The organism is Halorussus halobius (genome assembly GCF_004765805.1).
Lineage (GTDB): Archaea > Halobacteriota > Halobacteria > Halobacteriales > Haladaptataceae > Halorussus > Halorussus halobius.
On record NZ_ML219773.1, the window covers coordinates 203,601 to 219,231 of the forward strand.

Here is a 15,631-nt window from a genome sequence, read left to right on the forward strand (position 1 = left end):
TCTTCATCAATGAGTCTGGACACGGTAGTTGAGGATATACGAAACGAAGCCCGCGAGCGCGCGCAGGAGATTCGGTCGGAGGGCGACGAGCGCGCCGACGAGATCGTCTCGGAGGCCGAGGCCGACGCCGACGAGATACTCGCGGAGCAAGAACAGGACACCGAGCAGGCTATCGCCCAAGAGCGCGAGCAGAAGCTCTCCAGCGCCAAGCTGGAGGCCAAGCAAAAGCGACTCGAAGCCCGCCGCGACGTGCTACAGGACGTCCGGGATGCGGTCGAGGAGCGACTCGCCGACGTCGGGGGCGACCGACGCGAGGAGCTGACTCGCGCGCTACTCGACGCCGCCAGCCAGGAGTTCGACGCCGGCGACACCGTGCGGGTGTACGGCGCGGCCGGCGACGACGAGCTCCTGACCGACGTGGTGGCCGACTACGACGGCTACGAGTACGCCGGGGAGTACGACTGCCTCGGCGGCGTCGTGGTCGAGAGCGACCAGTCGCGCGTCCGGGTGAACAACACGTTCGACTCGGTGCTGGAGGACGTCTGGGAGGACAACCTGCAGGACATCAGCAACCGTCTGTTCGAGCAATGAGCGCACGAAAGACCGAGGGTTCGTCGAACTACGAGTACGTCAACGCGAGGGTCCGCAAGCGACGCTCCCTGCTGTTCGACGACGAGGACTACCGGAAGCTCCTCCGGATGGGGCCGGGCGAGATCGCCCGGTACATGGAGGAGACCGAGTACGAGGAGGAGGTGAACGCGCTGGGGTCGCGCTACGGCGGCGTCGACCTCATCGAGTACGCGCTCAACCGCAACCTCGCCAAGCACTTCGACGACCTCCTCCGGTGGGCCGACGGGCAACTGTACGACCTCATCGCTCGCTACCTCCGCAAGTTCGACGAGTGGAACGTCAAGACCATCATCCGTGGCGTCTATTCGGGCTCGGACCCGGAGACCGTCGAGTCCGACCTCGTGTACGCCGGCGAGTTCGACCGTCGGTTCCTCGAACGGCTCACCGAGGCCGATTCCATCGAGGAGGTCGTCGAACTGCTCGACGGCACGCGGTACGGCGAGCCGCTCGCGGCGGCCTACGAGGACTACGAGGAGACCGACCTGCTCGTCCCCCTCGAGAACGCGGTCGACCGCACCTACTACGAGGGGCTGCTGGCCGAGACGCCCCGGTCGAAGGGTCGCGCGATGGAGCTGTACGTCGAGTTCCTGCAGGCCGAAATCGACTTCCGGAACGCCCGGAACGCGCTCCGAATCGCCCGGAGCGGCGCGGACCTCGACCCGGCCGAGTACTTCATCGACGGCGGACAGCTGTTCCGCGAGTCGGAGCTGTCACGGCTGTCGACGGACCTCGACGAGCTCACGACGTTCATCCGGGATAGCACGTACGGCGACGAACTGTCCGCCGCGCTCGACGACCTCGAGCGCACCGACAGCCTCATCGGCTTCGAGCACGCACTAGACGCTGCGCTCCTCGAGTACTCCGACCACCTGTCGCACGTCTTCCCGATGTCGATCTGTCCGGTGCTGGCGTACGTGTTGGCCAAGGAGCGGGAGGTCGACAACATCCGCGCCATCGCTCGGGGACGCGAGGCCGGACTGAGCGAGGACGAGATCGAGAGCGAACTGGTGATACTATGAGCCAGGAGATCGCGGTCGTCGGCAGTCCCGAGTTCACGACCGGGTTCCGACTCGCCGGCGTCCGGAAGTTCGAGAACGTTCCGGACGACGACAAAGAGACGGAACTCGACGACGCCGTGAACCGGGTCCTCGGCGACGACGACGTCGGCATCGTCGTGATGCACGACGAGGACCTCGATTACCTGTCCCGACAGGTGCGCGAGGACGTCGAGACCAGCGTCGAACCGGTGATGGTCTCGCTCGGCGGCGGTTCGGGCAGCGGCGGCCTGCGCGACCAGATAAAGCGCGCCATCGGTATCGACCTCATGGACGACGACGAACACGGTGACAACGAATGAGCCAAGCAACTGACACCGACGCCGTGCGAGAGGACGGCGTCATCGAGAGCGTGAGTGGACCGGTCGTCACGGCGACCGACCTCGGAGCCCGGATGAACGACGTGGTGTACGTCGGCGAGGAAGGGCTGATGGGCGAGGTCATCGAGATCGAGGGCAACCTGACGACGATTCAGGTGTACGAGGAGACCTCGAGCGTCGCGCCGGGCGAACCGGTCGAGAACACCGGCGAACCGCTGTCCGTGGACCTCGGGCCGGGCATGCTGGACTCCATCTACGACGGCGTCCAGCGCCCGCTGACGGTCCTCGAAGACAAGATGGGCGCGTTCCTCGACCGCGGGGTCGACGCGCCCGGCATCGACCTCGAGAAGACGTGGTCGTTCGAGCCCGAAGTCGAGGAGGGTGACGCGGTCGAGCCCGGCGACGTCCTCGGCATCGTGCCCGAGACCGAGAGCATCGACCACAAGGTGATGGTGCCGCCCGACTACGAGGGCGGCGAGGTCGTCGCCGTCGAGAGCGGCAACTACACCGTCGAGCAGACGGTGGTCGAACTCGACAACGGCGAGGAGATTCAGATGCGCCAGGAGTGGCCGGTCCGCGAGGCCCGACCCTCCGCCGACAAGAAGACGCCCCGGACGCCGCTGGTGACGGGCCAGCGCGTCCAGGACGGCCTGTTCCCGCTCGCGAAGGGCGGGACCGCCGCGATTCCGGGACCCTTCGGCTCCGGGAAGACCGTCACCCAGCAGCAACTCGCCAAGTGGGCCGACGCCGACATCGTCGTCTACATCGGCTGTGGCGAGCGGGGCAACGAGATGACCGAGGTCATCGACGACTTCCCGGAGCTCGAAGACCCCGTCACGGGGAAGCCGCTGATGTCCCGGACCTGCCTCATCGCCAACACGTCGAACATGCCGGTGGCAGCACGCGAATCCTGCGTGTACACGGGCATCACCATCGCGGAGTTCTACCGCGACATGGGCTACGACGTCGCGCTGATGGCCGACTCCACCTCGCGGTGGGCCGAGGCGATGCGCGAAATCTCCTCGCGGCTCGAGGAGATGCCCGGCGAGGAGGGGTACCCCGCGTATCTGGCCGCGCGACTCAGCGAGTTCTACGAGCGCGCGGGCTACTTCGAGAACATCAACGACACCGAGGGGTCGGTCACCGTGGTCGGCGCGGTCAGCCCGCCCGGCGGCGACTTCTCGGAGCCGGTGACCCAGAACACGCTGCGCATCGTGAAGACGTTCTGGGCGCTCGACGCCGACCTCGCCGAACGGCGTCACTTCCCCTCGATAAACTGGAACGAGTCGTACTCGCTGTACACCGACCAGCTCGACCCGTGGTTCCGGGAGAACGTCGCCGACGACTGGCCCGAGCAGCGCCAGTGGGCCGTCGACATCCTCGACGAGGAGGACGAACTCCAGGAAATCGTCCAGCTGGTCGGTCAGGACGCGCTGCCCGACGACCAGCAGCTCACCCTGGAGGTCGCCCGCTACATCCGCGAGGCGTTCCTCCAGCAGAACGCGCTCCACGACGTCGACACCAACTGTCCGCCCGAGAAGACCTACCTCATCCTCGGCGCGATCCGGACGTACAACGACGAGGCGTTCGAGGCGCTCGACGCCGGCGTGCCGGTCGACGAGATCACGGACATCGACGCCGCGCCCCGGCTGAACCGCATCGCGACCACCCCGGACGACGAGGCCGAGGAGTTCGTCGAGGAACTGGAAGCCGAGATGACCGACCAACTCCGCGACCTCTACTAGAACGATGAAAGAATACCAAACTATCACGGAGATTAGCGGTCCGCTGGTGTTCGCCGAAGTCGACGAGCCCATCGGGTACGACGAGATCGTCGAGATCGAGACCCCGGACGGCGAGACCAAGCGCGGACAGGTGCTCGAATCGAGCGACGGGCTCGTCTCGATTCAGGTGTTCGAGGGCACCGAGGGCATCGACACCGAGAGTTCGGTGCGATTCCTCGGCGAGACGATGAAGATGCCGGTGACCGAGGACCTGCTCGGGCGCGTGCTCGACGGGTCGGGCAACCCCATCGACGGCGGTCCCGACATCGTGCCCGACGAGCGTCGGGACATCGTCGGCGCGGCCATCAACCCGTACGCCCGCGAGTACCCCGAGGAGTTCATCCAGACCGGCGTCTCGGCCATCGACGGCATGAACACGCTGGTCCGGGGCCAGAAGCTCCCCATCTTCTCGGCGTCCGGGCTTCCGCACAACGAACTCGCGCTCCAGATCGCGCGACAGGCGACCGTGCCCGAAGAGGAGGAAGCCGGCGACGACGACGATGGCTCGGAGTTCGCGGTCGTCTTCGGCGCGATGGGCATCACCGCCGAGGAGGCCAACGAGTTCATGGAGGACTTCGAGCGCACGGGCGCGCTCGAGCGCTCGGTCGTGTTCACCAACCTCGCCGACGACCCGGCGGTCGAGCGGCAGGTCACCCCGCGACTCGTGCTCACCACCGCCGAGTACCTCGCGTTCGAGAAGGGCTACCACGTGCTGGTCATCCTGACGGACATGACCAACTACTGCGAGGCCCTGCGCGAGATCGGCGCGGCCCGCGAGGAGGTGCCGGGCCGGCGTGGCTACCCCGGGTACATGTACACCGACCTCGCCCAGCTCTACGAGCGCGCGGGCCGCATCAAGGGTCGCGAGGGGTCGGTCACCCAGATTCCCATCCTCACGATGCCGGGCGACGACGACACCCACCCGATTCCGGACCTGACCGGCTACATCACTGAGGGCCAGATCATGCTCGACCGCGGGCTCGACAGCGAGGGCATCGACCCGCCGATAAACGTGCTGCCGAGCCTCTCGCGGCTGATGGACGACGGTATCGGCGAGGGGCTGACCCGCGAGGACCACGGCGACATCTCCGACCAGATGTACGCCGCCTACGCGCAGGGCGAGGACCTGCGCGACCTCGTGAACATCGTCGGCCGCGAGGCCCTCTCCGAGCGCGACAACCAGTACCTCGACTTCGCCGACCGGTTCGAGCAGGAGTTCGTCCAGCAGGGCTTCGACACGGACCGCTCCATCGACGAGACCCTCGACATCGGCTGGGACCTGCTCGGGATGCTCCCGAAGGAGGAGCTCAACCGCATCGACGAGGAACTCATCGAGAAGTACTACCCCGAGAGCGACGAGGAGACGGCCGAGGAAGTCGCGGCCGACTGACGACGCTTCGCGTTTCGGTCCCGTTTTTCGCGGTGGGATTCTGCGTGCTATCGGGTCTCGACAGCACCGACGTAGCGATATTTCGGGAACCGGGTAAAATCTACGCGGGCAAAAGATTGATTTATGTGGGGTGGGGACTTGTGGGTGGTTCCCATGAACCACTTCATCGAAGAACTCGACGACGAACCGGACCACACCAAGGACGCGAACCACTACACGGACGACGACCCCCACATCGGGTGAGTCGCGCCGTCGCGGTTCCGGCGGCTTCGAACGTTGGTCTCTCGACGTTCGGGGCGCGGCGGGACTCGCGTCCCACTCATTCGACGAGAAGTTCCGCGAGCGCGCCGGAAACGTCCTGCCCGGCGTCCACGTCGGCCGGCGCGAACTGCGGCGATTCGTTCAGTTCCAACACTGCGTGAGTCCCGTCCGGTCGCCGGCGGACGTCCGCCGCCGCGAACGCGAGGCCCGCCAGTTCGGCCGCACGGACCACGTCGTCCTCGACCTCGTCGGGGACCGGGACCGCCTCGACGTCGACTTCCTCGTCGCGCACGAGGTCGATTTTGAACGAGAAGTTGTCAGTCCGGCTTTCGTACCGAATCGCCCCCGCGACCTCGCCGTCCACGACGTAGATGCGGAGGTCGTCGCCGTCGACGTACTCCTGAAACTGGACCGGCGCGGTCGCGAGGTCGGCGAGCCGGTCGGGTTCGACGTCGGCCTCGGTCAGTTCGTGGGGGACGCCGCCTCTGGTGACCGGTTTGTACACCACGCGGTCGTGGGACTCGTAGAACGAGACGACCTCGCTCGGGTCGTTCGTGAACAGCGTGTCGGGAACGGGGACGTTCGCGCGTCCGAGCAGGTACAGTTGCCACGGCTTCCGGTCCTGCCATCGGTGTTTCGACGGTCGCGTGACCACTTCGGCACCGTGCCAGTCGAGTATCCGACAGAGGCTGTCGAACATCCCCCGGTACTCCCGCAACTGGTTGAGCGCCGGAACGGGGTCGTCCCGAAGCCGCTCCCCGTGTCGCGGTTCGAACGGCCGGAAGAGCTGATGGCAGTTCACCAACGCGCCGGTCACCGCCTCGAACTCGACCCGCGTGCCGAACACGGCGGCCTCGTCGTCGGTTGCGAGCGCGAGGGGTTCGTCCCCCGGCCAGTCGGTTACGTCGCAGACGACGGCTTCGTGCCCGAGGCGCTCGATAGCCTCGGTGAGCAGGTCAATCTCCGCTCGTTCCTCGGCGTCGATGACGAGAACCGACATACGTTCCACGTCGAACGCCGGACGAATAAATCGGTTCCGCTGGACGCCCCGTCACCCGCGGGATACCGACCTGACCCGAACGGCGTCGCCGGGACACCGACTGTAAACAGTTAACCCGTTCCAGCAACAAACACCACCCAAGATGGCCAACGACGTCAAACCCACTCGGAAGAACTTGATGCAGATCGAGGACCGCATCGAGCTCTCCGAGCAGGGCCACGACACGCTCGAACAGAAGCGCGACGGCCTCATCATGGAGTTCATGGACATCCTCGACCAGGCCCAGGACGTCCGGTCGGACGTCGAGGCCGACTACGAGCGCGCCCAGCGGACCATCAACATGGCCCGGGCGATGGAGGGCGACGTGGCGGTTCGCGGGGCTGCGGCCGCGCTCAAGGAGTACCCCGAGATCACCACCGAGTCCAAGAACATCATGGGCGTCGTCGTCCCGCAGATCGAGTCGAGCAAGGTCCGAAAGAGCCTCGACGAGCGCGGGTACGGCGTGCTCGGCACCAGCGGCCGCATCGACGAGGCCGCCGAGGCCTACGAGGACCTCCTCGACCAGATCATCCTCGCGGCCGAGGTCGAGACCGCGATGAAGAAGATGCTCACCGAGATCGAGACCACCAAGCGCCGCGTGAACGCCCTCGAATTCAAGCTCCTGCCCGAACTCCGCGAGAACCAGGAGTACATCGAGCAGAAGCTCGAAGAGCAAGAGCGCGAGGAGACCTTCCGGCTCAAGAAGATAAAGGCCAAGAAGGAACAGGAGGAGAAAGAAGAGCGCGAGGCCGCAGCGGCCGAGGACGCCGCCGAGGCCGAGACGGTCACCGCCGACGACTGACGAATCGAGTCGACGCCCGCGACCGATTCGCGGGCCGATTGTGGCGTCGTCGCGCCGCCCCTATTCTCGCGCCCGACGCGGGCTCTACCGTTCAGTCGACCGAGCGCCGCCGCCGTCGGTCGGGGTCGACGTCGGAACCACTTCCGCCCGACTCCGTCCGACGTTCTCGGTGCAAACAATCCGGTTATACTGTATATATTCTATAAATTTTCACGAGCATAGCTCTTTATCCCAAAACTTTCTACGGTATCCAACACAAGAATTAAGTCCTTTCAATCTCTCCGGCAGCCTATACATGAGTGAAACCAGTTTCGTCGATAGGCGGTCGGTACTCAAGGCGACCGGCGGTCTCGGCGTCGCCGGCCTCGCCGGATGCCTCGGCGGGAACGACGAGGTCGAACTGACCGTCACCCACTACGGCGGCATCTGGGAGGACGCGATGCGGGACATCGGCGACGAGTTCGAGTCTAACAACGACGGCGTCACCGTCCAGCTCACGCCGTATACGACCGTCGCGGAACTCGAGGAGACGGTCGACGACCCGACCGTCGACGTGGCCCTGCTCGACGACTTCGACGTGATTCTGGGCGGGTCGGACCTGTTCGCCGAGATCGACACCGACATCGTGACGAACTACGACTCGCTGTACGAGTCGGCCTACCTCCCGGGCGACGTGGGCGTCTCGCAGGTATTCGACGCTTACGGTATCGCGTACGACTCCGAAGACTGGAGCGGCGACGACTTCCAGTCGTGGAGCGCCCTCTGGGACGAGCAGTTCGAGGGCGAGATCGCCATCCAGGACAGCTGGATTCCGTTCATGGTGATGGGCGCGCTCGCGTGGGGCGGCGACGAGCGGAACATGGAGCCCCTCTGGGAGCGCCTGCCCGACCTCGCGGACAACGCGGCGGTGTTCTACGAGGGCTTCTCGCAGCCCGAACAGTTGTTCAACCAGGGCGAGGTGTCGGTCGCGTCGTGGTTCGGGGCGCGGACGCGTGCGCTGCGCGCGGACGGCCTCTCGCTGGACTTCCGGATTCCCGAGGAGGGCGCGACCCAGATTCGGGGCGCGATGGCCGTGACGAAAAACAGCGAGAACGTCGAGACCGCACAGGAGTTCGTGAACCTGAACCTCGACCCGGAGATGCAGGAGTTGCTCGCCGAACAGCTCACCCAGGGCCCGGTCAACGCCGAGGCCGAACTGTCCGGGGAGCTCGCCGAGCAAGTCACGACCGAGGAGGAACTCGAGGACCTCTACCTGCCCGACTGGGAGTACATCAACGGGGTCAGGGACGAGTGGCTCGAGCGCTGGGGAGCGAACGTCTGAACGATGGACGGTGTCGAACTGGTCGACGTCACCAAGCGGTTCGAGGACGTCACCGCGGTCGACGGCGTCTCGCTGTCCGTCCGCGACGGGGAGTTTTTCACTATCGTCGGCCCGTCGGGCTGTGGCAAGTCCACGACCCTGCGGATGATCGCGGGCTTCGAGGAGCCGACCGAGGGCCGCATCGAGATCGCCGGGACGGACGTGACCGACCAGCCGCCCGACGACCGCGACGTGGGCCTGGTCTTCCAGAGCTACGCGCTGTTCCCGCACATGACCGCCGCGGAGAACGTCGGCTTCGGCCTCCGGATGCAGGGCGTTCCCGAGGACGAGCGCCGCGACCGCGTCGCGGCGATGCTCGACCTCGTCGACCTGCCGGGCGTCGGCGACCAGTCCCCGGACGAACTCTCCGGCGGCCAACAGCAGCGGATCGCGCTGGCCCGGTCGCTCGTCGTCGAACCCGACGTGCTCTTGCTCGACGAACCGCTCAGCAATCTGGACAAACAGCTCCGGGAGTCGCTGCAGATTGAACTCAAACGGATTCAGGAGGAGACCGATGTCACGACGATTCACGTCACGCACAACCAGGAGGAGGCGATGACGCTGGCCGACCGGATGTGCGTGCTCGACGGCGGGACCGTCGAACAGGTCGACGAGCCCCGGGCGGTGTACAACCGGCCCGAGACCCCGTTCGTCTCGCAGTTCGTGGGCAAGTCGAACGTCTTTCCGGCCGCCGTCCGGCGCGTCGACGGCGCGGTCGAGGTCGAACTCGACGAGGAGCCGTCGCTTCGGTTCCGGTGGTCGGGCGCGGCGGACGCCGAGCCGCTTCCCGGGGCGGGACTGCTCGTGTTGCGCCCGGAGCGACTCCGACTGGAGCGCCGGTCGGACTCGTCGGTCGCCGGGACCGACGCGACGACCCGCGAGGGCGGTTCCGGACCGAACGGCTCGGTCCGGGGCGACTCCGGCTCCGCGGAACGGAACGAGTTCCCGGTCACGGTGCTCGACCACCAGTTCAAGGGCGACAAGACCCGGTACGAACTCGCGGTCGACGGGTCGAGCGACTCGTCGCTCCGACTGGTCGCCCACGGGCCGGACGGGTTCGAGGTCGGCGAGCGACTGACCGCCTCGGTCGGCACCGACGAACTGATCGTGGTCCCCGAGTCGCGCGCGGAGGCACCGTGACGTTCGACAATCCGCACCTCCTCGACCCGGGCGTCACGGTCAACTCCTACATCGAGGACGACTACGAGACGCGGTTCAACGCGGCGCTCCGCCCGTGGGACCGCGAGTCGGTCCCCGACGCGGGACTGCTCGGCGTGCCCTACGACGGCGCGTCGGTCGTCCGCTCGGGCTCCCGGGAGGCTCCCGACTCCATCCGGCAGTCGTTCCAGTACACTACCACGTACTCGCCCGACTTCGACGTGGACGTGGCCGACCTCGACCTCGCGGACCTCGGCGACGTGAACGTCGACCTCATGGACCTCCGGACGACGCAGGCCCGGACCGCGAGCGTCCTCGGGGACCTGTACGACCTCGGGGTCACGCCGCTGGTGGTCGGGGGCGACCACTCCGTCTCGTACGCCACGGTCGCGGCCGCGTGCCAGCGTCCGGACGTCGACTCGCTCGGGTTCGTCCAGTTCGACGCCCACCAGGACCTGCGCCACTCCCACGGCGGGCAACCGTCCTCGGGCGTCCAGTTCCGCGAACTCCTCGAGGACGACGAGTTCCCCGAGTTCGCGGGCGAGAACTACGCGCAGGTCGGCATCCAGGGGTTCACCAACTCCAGGTACTACATGGACTACGCCGACGAGCAGGGGATAACGGTGTTCACGGGGCGGGAGGTGCACAAGCGCGGCATCGAGGACGTGGTCGAGGACGCGCTCGACGTGGCCTCGACCGGCACCGACGCCATCTTCGTGACCGTCGACATCGACTGTCTCGACCTGTCGGTCGCGCCCGGGACGGCCGGACTCAACGCCGGCGGTCTGTCGTCGTGGGACCTCCTCGAAGGCGCGTTCGTGGTCGGCAACCACCCCAAGACCGTCGGGATGGACCTCGTGGAGGTGTCGCCGCCAAACGACGTCGAGGACCTGACCAGCGTGGTGGCCGCGAACGTGCTCCTCCACTTCCTGGGTGGTCTGACGTGTCGGTAGCGTCGTTCTACGAGGCTCGCTCGCCGCTCGCCCGGCGACTGCTGTTGCTCGCGCCCGGCCTCGCCGCGTTCGCCGTCCTCTTCGTCGTCCCGGTCGTCCAGTTGCTGGCCGAGGCGTTCGTCCGGGACGGGTCGTTCACCCTCGACCGGTTCGCGACGATATTCACGAGCGACGAGTACCTCGGAGTCATCTGGCGCACCCTCTGGATAGCGACGGTCAGCACGGTCGTAACCGTCGTGGCGGGCTACGGGCTGAGCTACTACATCGTCTTCCGGGCCGAGCGCAAGCGGTTGCTCGTCCTGTTGTTGTTCGTGTCGATGCTCGTCGACCTCGTCGTCCGCATCTTCGGCTGGATGGTGTTTTTCGCCCGCGAGGGCATCTTCTCGACCGTGCTCCAGTGGGTCGGCCTCCTGAACGAACCGTACTCGCTGCTGTTCACGAAGACCATCATCGTCATCGGAATCGTACAGTTTTGCCTCCCGCTGATGGCGATGGTGCTGATCGGGGTGCTGTCGGGGCTCGACCGGTCGCTGCAGGAGGCCGCCCGGAACCTCGGTGCTTCGAGGTTCGAGACGTTCCGGCGGGTGACGTTCCCGCTCAGCCTCGACGGCGTCATCGCGGGCGGTAGCCTCTCGTTCGCGCTCTCGGTGAGCGCGTTCGTGATGCCCCAGTTGCTCGGCGGGGCGCAAAACCGCATGCTGGCCAACTCGGTGTACAGCGTGGTGACCACGACGGGCGACACCGCCCTGGCGGCCGCCCTCTCTATCGTCCTGGTGGTCGGGGCGATCGGACTCCTGGCGACCGTCGAATCGGGGGCCCGGGTCGGTGGTGCATAGATGAACGGACGGGCATTGGTCTGGAAGGCGTTCGCCGCGCTCTGTTACCTGTTCCTGTTCGCGCCGCTGTTCGCCATCGCCATCGCGTCCATCAACCCCGCGGGGCTCACGTTCCCGCCGACCGGCGTCACCGCAGAGTGGTACGTCGCCGCGTTCACCGACGACCGACTGGTGTCGGCCGCGACGGTCTCGCTCGTCGTGGCGGTCGCGACTACGGCGGTGACGCTCCCGCTCGTGGTCCTGATGGGGCTGGCGCTCCGGGACGAGGACGTCCCCGGGAGCACCGCGATAGAGAACTTCTTCCTCGCGCCGCTGTCGGTCCCGCAGGTCGTCCTCGGGCTGGCGCTGTTGATATACTTCATCGAGTTCGGCGTCCAGGGGACCGTCGTCGGGCTCGTGCTCGGGCACCTCGTCATCACGCTCCCGTACGCGCTCCGGACGGTGCTGGCCGCGCTCAAGGGGTTCGACCCGTCGATGGAGGAGGCCGCCCGGAACCTCGGGGCCTCGCGCGTCGAGACGGTGCGGTACGTCACGCTCCCCCAGATACGGTCGGCGCTCATCGCCGGCGGCGGGTTCGCGTTCATCATGAGCCTGACCAACTTCACCATCTCGGTCTTCCTGGTGGGTCCGGGCACGACCACGCTCCCCATCCAGATTTACCAGTACATCACGTTCGACATCGACCCCGCGGTGTCGGCGGTCGCGACCGTGCTCGCGCTCGCGTCGCTGGCGGTCGTCGCACTCATCGAACTCACGTTCGGCGTCGAGGAGATGTCGGAGGTGTGACGGGGTCGCGAGGCGGCTCCCCGGGCGGTCGCTCCCGCCGCGACCGGTACTGCTAAAGTCGCCTCCTCCATACCGAGACCCGTGCTCCACATCGCTCACCGCGGCTGTGCCGACCAGTTCCCGGAGAACACCCTCGCCGCGTTCCGGTCGGTCGTCGACGACGTCGACCGGATCGAGTTGGACGTGGTCCAGTGTGGCTCGGGCGAACTCGTCGCCTTTCACGACGCCGAGACCGACGACCTCACCGACGGCTCGTACGCGGTCGCCGAGACCGACTACGAGACGCTGGCCGATCTCAGCGTCCTCGGCACCGACGAGCACATCCCGCTGCTCGCCGACGCGCTCGACGCGATTCCGGCGTCGGTCGACGTGCAACTCGACCTGAAACGACCGGGCATCGCCCGCGCGGCCCGCGAGGTCACCGACCGGTACGACCACGACCTGTACCTCTGTGCGACCGACCCCGACATCCTGGCGGAGGCAGGACGGCACTCGTGGGACGTCCGGCCCGGCTACGTGTCGTTCGGCCACTTCCAGTACGAGGACGTCGACCCCGACTCGGTCACCGAGTCCGAGTGGCGCGAGGCCGTCGCGACGGCGACCGACCACGACTGCACGTTCCTGGAGGTGCCCCACGAACTCTGCGTCCGGACCGACGTCGTCGAGGCCGCCCACGAGGCCGACCTCTCGGTGGTCGCGTGGACTATCCGCACGGCCGACCGACTCGCCGACCTGGACGAGCGTGGCGTCGACGCGGCGATGGTCGACCGGATCGACATCCTGTAGTCCGGGCGTGCATCGAGTCCCGGAGCGCGAGTGGGATTCGACGTCCCGGAGCGCGGGCCTCGCCAGTCCGCAGGGGCGACCGGCGCGGGGGCGAATCGCCGGCCGCCACCGGCCACGCTTTTGGCGGCGTGTGACCTACCTCCGATATGGCCTGTCCAGAGTGTGGCAGCGAACGGGTACCGTTCCGGGTTCCGCCCGACCGCCGCGAGCTCCTCCCCGAGGCGTCCGAGGCGGTGGCGCTCTGTACGCGCTGTCTGAGCGTCGCCCCGACCGACGCCGCGAGCGCGACCGACGCCCCCGACTTCTCGGCGGTCGGCGATGCCTTCCCCGACGGCGACGCCGGCGTCTCGATGGCGCTCGCGGTCGGGCTGCTCGACTCCCTGGCGCTGTACCGCGCGGAGCTGTCGGCGCTGCTGGAGCGCGTCGAGCGGCGGGGCGTCGACCCCCTGCTGGTGCTCGACCGGCTGGCGGCCGACCCGTCGGTCGACCCCCGCTTCGACCTCGACGGCCGGCGGACGCAGGTCGAACAGCTCCTCTACGAGTGACCGGCCGAGCGCGGTGGCCACCGCGGTTAAACCGCTGGGCGACGTTTCTCGGCCCGTCATGGCCGACTCCGCCTTCGACCGCGAGACGCTGCTGGACGTCAGCGTCAACCTCGTCCCGATGGTCATCATCCTGTTTTTCACGCTGTTGCTCCTGTTCGCCTCGCCGTTCGCGCCCAACCTGTTTCTCGACGTGGTCGCGCTGGGCCTCCACCTCGTCCCGTTCGTCCTGCTCGGCTTGCTGACCTACGTCTCGGCGACGGTCATCGAGAAGGGGTGAGGACTCCCGGCGCAGCTTCGAGCGCGTCGCCAGCGAGACGCACGCGACCGCTTGCTGTCAGTTTCACTTTCGCTCCGGACGGCTCACCTTCAATACCGTTGCCCGACAGGTGGTGGACATGAACGCACAGTTCGCCCGCGGCCGACGCTCGACCGACGGCGACGACCGAACCGTAGTCGACGTCTCGGACGTCGAAACCGAGCGCGTCGACGAGTACGTCTGCGAGTGGTTCCCGGACGTCGACGTCTACCTCGAGCGCAAGGGCGGTCGGACCTTCCTCGTCGCGGGAACGTAAGTCGACGCCGTGGGAATCGCGACGTCGACGAGCCGCCGGCAGCGCGCCGAGCGCGCACACCGGCGACCGTCCCGCGGCCGACCGAGCGGTAGCGCGCCGCGCGGGAGCGACCGGCCGGCCCGAAGCGGGCGAAACGGTTGTACGTAAAGGTTTAGGCTACCCGGCCAGTAGCCACGCGCATGGCGGACTGTCCACTCGCGGAGGAGTGCCCGAGTTTTCAGGAGCGAATCGAAGGCATGGGCTGCCAGCACTACGGCGACCGGGGCGGAGCCGAGTGGTGCAACCACTACAGCCAGCCCATCTCGGAACTCAAGACCGCGCCGGTCCAGCCGGGCGAGGAGGTCGTCGTCGACGTCGAGGACATCCACGAGAGCGGTGCCGGCGTCGGCCGGACCGACGACGGGTTCATCGTCCTCGTCGACGGCGTGCTCCCCGACGCCCGCGCGAAGGTGGAGGTCACGAACGTCCACGGCAACCACGCGCAGGGCGAGGAGGTCGAGCGGCTCCCCCGCGAGGACGCCGTCGACGAGTCGCCCGCCGACGGCGAGGTCGACACAGAGGGCGAGTCCGACGAGAGCGACGACGACGACAGCGGGCCGCGACTCGGCAGCCGCGACAACTTCTGGGGTAGCTGACGCCGCTCCGACCCGCGCCGCGGGGTGGACAGTCCCGACGCCGGTCCCCGTTCCGGGTGCTTCGGCCGGCGTTCCGCGCCACGGGTTTTTTCGGGTGGAGCGCGTAGGCCGGACCATGAGACGCGCGAACCGCGAGGCGGTCGCCGATGCGCGGAACCGGCGACCCGCCACCCGGACCGCCGGGCGGGAGGGCCGACCGTGAGCGCCGACTACGACGTCGAGGAGATACTCGACCGGGCGGGGTTCGACGCCGACACGAACGTACTGACCCGCCGACAGGCCGAGGTGCTGGTCCTGCGCGAGCGCGGCGTTGCGCAGGCGGCCATCGCCGACCGGCTCGGCACCTCGCGCGCGAACGTCTCCAGCGTCGAGGCCAGCGCGCGCGAGAACGTCCGGAAGGCCCGCGAGACGGTGGCGTTCGCCGAGGCGCTTCGCGCGCCGGTCCGGGTGGAGGTCGCGGCCGGCACCGACCTCTACGACGTGCCCTCCCGCGTGTACGACGCCTGCGACGAGGCCGGCGTCAAGGTCAACCACGCCGCGCCCGAACTCATGAAGCGCGTCAGCGACGAGGCCGGCGACGCCGTGGCCGGCCGCGAGGTCCAGGCGGACCTGCTGGTCGGCGTGACGACGGCGGGCGAGGTGACGGTGCGCCGGTCGCGGGCGGCCGACGGCCCCGAGCGATAGCCGGGACGACCGGCGCATCTCGATTGCCCGCACCC

18 protein-coding genes are annotated in these 15,631 nt (G+C 67.6%); 17 read left to right on the top strand and 1 reads right to left on the bottom strand.

The genetic code is table 11. The features are described 5' to 3' along the window. Positions 1–9 precede the first annotated feature (9 nt). From EPL03_RS01010 to EPL03_RS01030, 5 genes are read left to right on the top strand one after another with little or no spacing between them, the layout of a single operon-like run. The gene (locus EPL03_RS01010) at positions 10–591 is read left to right on the top strand and encodes a V-type ATP synthase subunit E (RefSeq protein ID WP_135827475.1); all 582 of its coding nucleotides are present in this window, start codon (positions 10–12) and stop codon (positions 589–591) included. After that, on the top strand, positions 588–1,649 hold the full coding sequence (locus tag EPL03_RS01015) for a V-type ATP synthase subunit C (protein ID WP_135827476.1): 1,062 nt from the start codon (positions 588–590) through the stop codon (positions 1,647–1,649). Before EPL03_RS01010 ends, EPL03_RS01015 begins: the two co-directional genes overlap by 4 nt. Then, the gene (locus EPL03_RS01020; RefSeq protein ID WP_135827477.1) at positions 1,646–1,987 is read left to right on the top strand and encodes a V-type ATP synthase subunit F; all 342 of its coding nucleotides are present in this window, start codon (positions 1,646–1,648) and stop codon (positions 1,985–1,987) included. The genes EPL03_RS01015 and EPL03_RS01020 overlap by 4 nt, the downstream gene beginning before the upstream one ends. Then, complete coding sequence (locus EPL03_RS01025) at positions 1,984–3,750, top strand: ATP synthase subunit A (RefSeq protein WP_135827478.1); 1,767 nt, start codon at positions 1,984–1,986, stop codon at positions 3,748–3,750. The genes EPL03_RS01020 and EPL03_RS01025 overlap by 4 nt, the downstream gene beginning before the upstream one ends. A 4-nt stretch (positions 3,751–3,754) precedes the next feature. After that, positions 3,755–5,179, top strand: a complete 1,425-nt coding sequence (locus EPL03_RS01030; RefSeq protein ID WP_135827479.1) for an ATP synthase subunit B — start codon at positions 3,755–3,757, stop codon at positions 5,177–5,179. 319 nt (positions 5,180–5,498) lie between these two features. Here EPL03_RS01030 and EPL03_RS01035 read toward each other — a convergent pair whose 3' ends face one another. Next, positions 5,499–6,440 (bottom strand): ATP-grasp domain-containing protein, encoded by a 942-nt coding sequence (locus EPL03_RS01035; RefSeq protein WP_135827480.1) that lies wholly within the window; start codon positions 6,438–6,440, stop codon positions 5,499–5,501. A gap of 142 nt (positions 6,441–6,582) precedes the next feature. On the opposite strand from EPL03_RS01035, the gene EPL03_RS01040 reads away from it, so the two are divergent. From EPL03_RS01040 to EPL03_RS01090, 12 genes are all read left to right on the top strand, one after another. After that, a complete protein-coding gene (locus EPL03_RS01040) occupies positions 6,583–7,281 on the top strand; it encodes a V-type ATP synthase subunit D (RefSeq protein WP_135827481.1) in 699 nt (232 codons plus the stop codon). Positions 7,282–7,576: 295 nt separating this feature from the next. Further along, a complete protein-coding gene (locus EPL03_RS01045) occupies positions 7,577–8,602 on the top strand; it encodes an extracellular solute-binding protein (protein ID WP_135827482.1) in 1,026 nt (341 codons plus the stop codon). Positions 8,603–8,605: 3 nt separating this feature from the next. Further along, complete coding sequence (locus EPL03_RS01050) at positions 8,606–9,781, top strand: ABC transporter ATP-binding protein (protein ID WP_135827483.1); 1,176 nt, start codon at positions 8,606–8,608, stop codon at positions 9,779–9,781. Next, entirely contained in the window at positions 9,778–10,752 is a 975-nt protein-coding gene (locus EPL03_RS01055; protein WP_135827484.1) for an agmatinase family protein, read from the top strand. Before EPL03_RS01050 ends, EPL03_RS01055 begins: the two co-directional genes overlap by 4 nt. Continuing rightward, positions 10,743–11,588 (top strand): ABC transporter permease, encoded by an 846-nt coding sequence (locus EPL03_RS01060; protein ID WP_135827485.1) that lies wholly within the window; start codon positions 10,743–10,745, stop codon positions 11,586–11,588. Before EPL03_RS01055 ends, EPL03_RS01060 begins: the two co-directional genes overlap by 10 nt. Then, positions 11,589–12,374, top strand: a complete 786-nt coding sequence (locus EPL03_RS01065) for an ABC transporter permease (RefSeq protein ID WP_135827486.1) — start codon at positions 11,589–11,591, stop codon at positions 12,372–12,374. Positions 12,375–12,455: 81 nt separating this feature from the next. Further along, positions 12,456–13,160: a glycerophosphodiester phosphodiesterase gene (locus EPL03_RS01070; RefSeq protein WP_168216155.1), complete on the top strand. Its 705-nt coding sequence runs from the start codon at positions 12,456–12,458 to the stop codon at positions 13,158–13,160. 146 nt (positions 13,161–13,306) lie between these two features. Further along, positions 13,307–13,705 carry a DUF6276 family protein gene (locus EPL03_RS01075; RefSeq protein WP_135827488.1) on the top strand — a complete coding sequence of 133 codons (399 nt, stop codon included), beginning with the start codon at positions 13,307–13,309 and terminating at the stop codon, positions 13,703–13,705. Positions 13,706–13,763: 58 nt separating this feature from the next. Further along, on the top strand, positions 13,764–13,982 hold the full coding sequence (locus EPL03_RS01080) for a DUF6684 family protein (RefSeq protein ID WP_135827489.1): 219 nt from the start codon (positions 13,764–13,766) through the stop codon (positions 13,980–13,982). A 118-nt stretch (positions 13,983–14,100) separates the two neighbouring features. Continuing rightward, entirely contained in the window at positions 14,101–14,277 is a 177-nt protein-coding gene (locus EPL03_RS19695) for a hypothetical protein (RefSeq protein ID WP_168216156.1), read from the top strand. Positions 14,278–14,456: 179 nt separating this feature from the next. Further along, positions 14,457–14,912: a TRAM domain-containing protein gene (locus EPL03_RS01085; protein ID WP_135827490.1), complete on the top strand. Its 456-nt coding sequence runs from the start codon at positions 14,457–14,459 to the stop codon at positions 14,910–14,912. Between the two features lie 198 nt (positions 14,913–15,110). Continuing rightward, the gene (locus EPL03_RS01090) at positions 15,111–15,596 is read left to right on the top strand and encodes a Tfx family DNA-binding protein (RefSeq protein WP_135827491.1); all 486 of its coding nucleotides are present in this window, start codon (positions 15,111–15,113) and stop codon (positions 15,594–15,596) included. Positions 15,597–15,631 lie beyond the last annotated feature (35 nt).